This is a genomic window from Clostridium sp. (assembly GCF_040797585.1).
Lineage (GTDB): Bacteria > Bacillota > Clostridia > Clostridiales > Clostridiaceae > Clostridium_Z.
The window spans coordinates 1-4222 of sequence record NZ_JBFNEO010000233.1; the positions used below are offsets into that span (position 1 = coordinate 1).

Below are 4222 nucleotides of genomic sequence, written 5' to 3' on the forward strand. Positions count from 1 at the left end.
GAAATAACCCTTTAAATAGGATATAAAAAGACTTTGGTGCAAGAAATATAAGTTAAAACTTGCCGAGTTTACAATTTATCTATTGAAAATAAATCAAAAATGTAAGATAATAAGTAGAAAATTAACTAACTAGGAGGAAGTCATGAGAAAAGAGTTTTCGCTAAGCAACAATAAAGCAATGATGAATTTTACTGTTAAATATTGTAATACAATGGAGAAGATTTTAGATAGTTCAGGATTTAATAGGGTTTTAGAAAGTTATTTAAATAAGATAAAGAGTAGAAAATCCAATATATATATTTATATAAATAAAGAGTTAAATGGAGAAGATATAAATTCTAAGGAAATTACAAATTTATTTAAACTTCTCATAGTAATGAATAATGAAGATGTAATGACACTGAATCACAAGTATAAGTTTCTTTTAGAAAATAGGGAAAGATTTATAGACTTTATAGAAGGGTTATATGGATACTGGAGAAAGCTTGAAAGATATTCATTAATTCAAAGCTCTGCCATAAAAGAAGGGATGGCTTCAGTGAACTTTATTGAAAGTAATGAGAAGTTAAAGAATTTAATTTTAGGTTTATATAGAAAAATAGAGGAAAATATCTTAGGGCATAAACCTAAGATTTACAGGCAGTTATCCGTTGGTAGTAATGCCGGAATAATTCTAAGTAATATTAAATGGTACTGTCCAGAAGAGTATGAAATACTAAGAGGTATTCCATTTATTGATAGTATAATACTACAATCTCCTTATATAACCTATCCTAAAAAGAATACAAGAGATGGGATATTTACTGAAAGCTATAGTAATTTATTAGAGGAGTCTATTATTAAAAAAGACCATTTTTTCTGCTATCCTATTAAAGTTGGAGAACTTTTAGCTTATGTATTTTTCCATAGAGATTTTATGGCTCATGGAATAGCCCTTTGTAATCTATTTGAAATAGCAGTAGAGGAAGAATGTGTAAACAAAAAACCAGATATTATATATGCTCTTGGAGCTAGACATGAAAGTAAGAGTGTTATAACTAAGTTCTATGATGATAGTAAAAATGATATAATGATGGGATATGTAAGTTACGGAGAGGAGATAGATTACTTTGGGTATATGAAGAAGATGATTCTTACCCTCCATAATCTTATAATGATAAAAAGAGGATTCTTACCTATACATGGAGCTATGGTAAATATAACTTTAAAGAATGGAAAGAACGCTAATGTAATAATTATGGGAGATAGTGGTGCTGGTAAGTCAGAAAGTCTTGAAGCACTTAGAACCCTTGGAGCTGATCATATAAGTGATATGAATATAATTTTTGATGATATGGGAACCATAAAAATAGATGATAAAGGTAATGTTATTGGATACGGAACAGAAATAGGAGCTTTTGTAAGGCTTGATGATTTAGATCAAGGATATGCTTTTAAGGAAATAGATAGAAGTATATTTATGAATCCAGATAAGATAAATGCAAGACTGGTAATGCCTATAAATACATATAAGGAAATAGTTAAGGGATATAAGGTGGATTTATTCTTATATGCAAATAACTATGATGAGGTAAAAGAGGGAGAGTCCTATATAACATTTTTTAGTGATATAAATAAAGCTATTAAAGTATTTAAAGATGGGGCACGTATGGCAAAGGGAACTACCACAGAGAAAGGTCTTGTTAAATCTTACTTTGCTAATCCTTTTGGACCTGTACAAAAGCAAGAGGAAGTAGATGTAATAATTGAAAAATATTTTAAGGCTATGATGGATTCAGAGGTTAAAATGGGAGATATAAAGACATCTCTAGGGATAAAAGGTATGGAAAAGAAGGGACCTAAGAATGCTGCTATAGAACTACTAAATATAATAAAAACTTTGTAGTTATATAAATCAATCTGTTTATATAGTTAAATACTACAATCTTTCAATATAAAAAGAGTAATTACTAAAAATTATTGGTAATTACTCTTTTTATAATAAAATTAATATTTTATAAGAGAAAAAATCTTATCTTTTATATCGGTTATAAAATTTGCAACTCCCATAAATTTCATTGAAGGAAAAGCCTGAAGAATTCTTTTATGATTTGGAGTTAAATTTTTCATTAAAGAAGTATATTTTATTTTTGCTTCCTTTAAATGAGGTATATCTGTCTTGGATAGCTTGGATTTTAAATCTTTAAAATATTTATGATTTATAGTATCCTTTGATAAATTATAGAGTTCACTTAATATGTGATTTAAATCCATAAGAGATTTTAAAGTTAAAATGAAATCTATAAGAAAATAGAAGAAGAATGAATAAAATAATATCTTTGAAAAGGGATAATTGATATTTGTAACTAAAGTATTTATGTAAGGATGTATAAATCTAACTAAGACTACAGATACACCACCCCAAATAAGAGAAAAACTCAAACATACTCGACCCTTTATATTAAAAGAATTTTCTGTATAGTCCCACCATGTAGTGTTAAATGCTTTTTCAAGAATCACTGCAGTTAAATACTCTATAAGAGAAGTAAATATGGTTCCAAGGATAAATAAAAGAAAAATATTATTTTTAAAGTTATCTAGAAATAAAACAAGAGAAAGGGCTCCAAATCCATATATTGGGCAAAAAGGACCATTTAAAAATCCCCTATTTACAAAGTGACCATGAGAGTAATAGGCATATATAATTTCTAATATCCATCCTAAAAAACTATAGATTATAAAGAAAAATAAAAGCTCATAAATAGGATAGGAGAGTACTTGTAGATTAAACATAAAAGCCTCCTTTAAGAATCAATATATATACCATTATATACTAAAATACATAAAAAAAACCCTCTTTCAAGAGGGTTTTTTTTACTCTACACTTCTATATCTTTCTTTCGCAAAGAAGGATATAGAGTATAAGCCTGCTAAACCTACTAATGCATAAATTGTCCTAGAAACTGCAGATAATTGTCCGAATAAAGCTGCAACTAAATCAAATTGAAAAAATCCTATAAGTCCCCAATTTATGGCACCTATTATGACAAGTAAAAGTGCAATTACGTCTAATGTTTTCATAAAAATTCCTCCTGTTCATTTGGTTTACAACATTAGTATGTCACAGTATTTTTTCTTTTATTCATTAAACTATTTTATGGCTTTATGAGGAGAATCTATTATTTTATAATGGAATTATTATTAATTTATGATATAATTCTATTTATGGAGGGGAATATTATGAAAAGAATGAATTTTCTTATTTTGTTTTTCTTGTTTTTTATGGGATGTAGTAGTATAGACAAGGATGAAATTATAAAAGAAAGAGAAAAAGATATCTATTCCTCATCATTAGGAAAAGAGACATACAAGGAAGAAAATAAAAAATCTAATATAGATGATTACTATTTAGAATTCAAAGATATAATAGAAGCTCATAAAGGAGAAGAAGGGTTTATAAAACTTAAGAGACAAGAGGACACCTATGTTATAGCTATTAATAGTGAAAAGGATGATGATAGCTATTTTAAGATAGGAGAGGTTTTAGACAGAGGAAAAGAAGTTTGTATAAATCTTATAAAAGAAAAAAAATCTGAAAATAAAGAGGGAGAAGATATAAGTAGTTTTACTATAATAAAACTTCCTAAAGACTTCGAAAATGTAACTGTAGTTACTGATGAAGGAACTATTCTTAAAGATATATCACTTAAATATAATGAAAAATATCCTCAACCATAGGTTGAGGATATTTTTATAATCTAACGTTTCTATCTATTGGTTGAGATAGAGATATAAATGTATTTGTTCTTTGAATTCCCTCAATGATATTTATTCTATTCATAAGCACATCTTGCAAGTCAGATATATTTTTACATATAACCTTTGCAAAAATAGAATAGTCTCCAGTTGTGTAGTGTAACTCTACTACTTCTTTAATTTCTGTCATTGATTCAATAACACCTGGGTAGGAAGAAGCCTTGTCTATATATATACCAACAAAGCAGCATACATCATAACCAAGCTTTGGCATATCTAATAGAATCTTAGTTCCTTTTATTATACCAAGGTCCTCCATCTTTTTCATTCTTACATGAATAGTTCCTCCACTTACATGACAGATTCTAGCTATCTCTAGATAAGGAGTTCTAGAGTCTTTAATTAAGATATCTAGAATTTGTAAATCTAAATCATCTAATTGGGAAGTAGAAATAAAAGACACAAAATCACCCCATATATATGTATT

At 27.7% G+C, this 4222-nt stretch carries 5 protein-coding genes; 2 read left to right on the forward strand and 3 right to left on the reverse strand.

The genetic code is table 11. From position 1 onward, the window contains the following. Positions 1 to 142: 142 nt before the first annotated feature. On the forward strand, positions 143 to 1885 hold the full coding sequence (locus AB2369_RS11920) for a phosphoenolpyruvate carboxykinase (RefSeq protein WP_367666699.1): 1743 nt from the start codon (positions 143 to 145) through the stop codon (positions 1883 to 1885). A gap of 101 nt (positions 1886 to 1986) precedes the next feature. Here the strand turns inward: AB2369_RS11920 and AB2369_RS11925 are convergent, their stop codons facing one another. Continuing rightward, on the reverse strand, positions 1987 to 2772 hold the full coding sequence (locus AB2369_RS11925; RefSeq protein ID WP_367666700.1) for a putative ABC transporter permease: 786 nt from the start codon (positions 2770 to 2772) through the stop codon (positions 1987 to 1989). A gap of 81 nt (positions 2773 to 2853) precedes the next feature. Further along, the gene (locus AB2369_RS11930; protein ID WP_367666701.1) at positions 2854 to 3060 is read right to left on the reverse strand and encodes a DUF378 domain-containing protein; all 207 of its coding nucleotides are present in this window, start codon (positions 3058 to 3060) and stop codon (positions 2854 to 2856) included. 159 nt (positions 3061 to 3219) lie between these two features. On the opposite strand from AB2369_RS11930, the gene AB2369_RS11935 reads away from it, so the two are divergent. After that, positions 3220 to 3717, forward strand: a complete 498-nt coding sequence (locus AB2369_RS11935; protein WP_367666702.1) for a hypothetical protein — start codon at positions 3220 to 3222, stop codon at positions 3715 to 3717. Between the two features lie 13 nt (positions 3718 to 3730). Here the strand turns inward: AB2369_RS11935 and AB2369_RS11940 are convergent, their stop codons facing one another. Beyond that, positions 3731 to 4198: an Lrp/AsnC ligand binding domain-containing protein gene (locus AB2369_RS11940; protein WP_367666703.1), complete on the reverse strand. Its 468-nt coding sequence runs from the start codon at positions 4196 to 4198 to the stop codon at positions 3731 to 3733. Between the last annotated feature and the right edge of the window lie 24 nt (positions 4199 to 4222).

Excerpts from the sequence above, each read along its gene's own strand:
- AB2369_RS11925 (WP_367666700.1), bottom strand. The coding sequence starts at position 2,772 with ATGTTTAATCTACAAGTACTCTCCTATCCTATTTATGAGCTTTTATTT.
- AB2369_RS11935 (WP_367666702.1), top strand. The coding sequence starts at position 3,220 with ATGAAAAGAATGAATTTTCTTATTTTGTTTTTCTTGTTTTTTATGGGA.
- AB2369_RS11920 (WP_367666699.1), top strand. The coding sequence starts at position 143 with ATGAGAAAAGAGTTTTCGCTAAGCAACAATAAAGCAATGATGAATTTT.
- AB2369_RS11930 (WP_367666701.1), bottom strand. The coding sequence starts at position 3,060 with ATGAAAACATTAGACGTAATTGCACTTTTACTTGTCATAATAGGTGCC.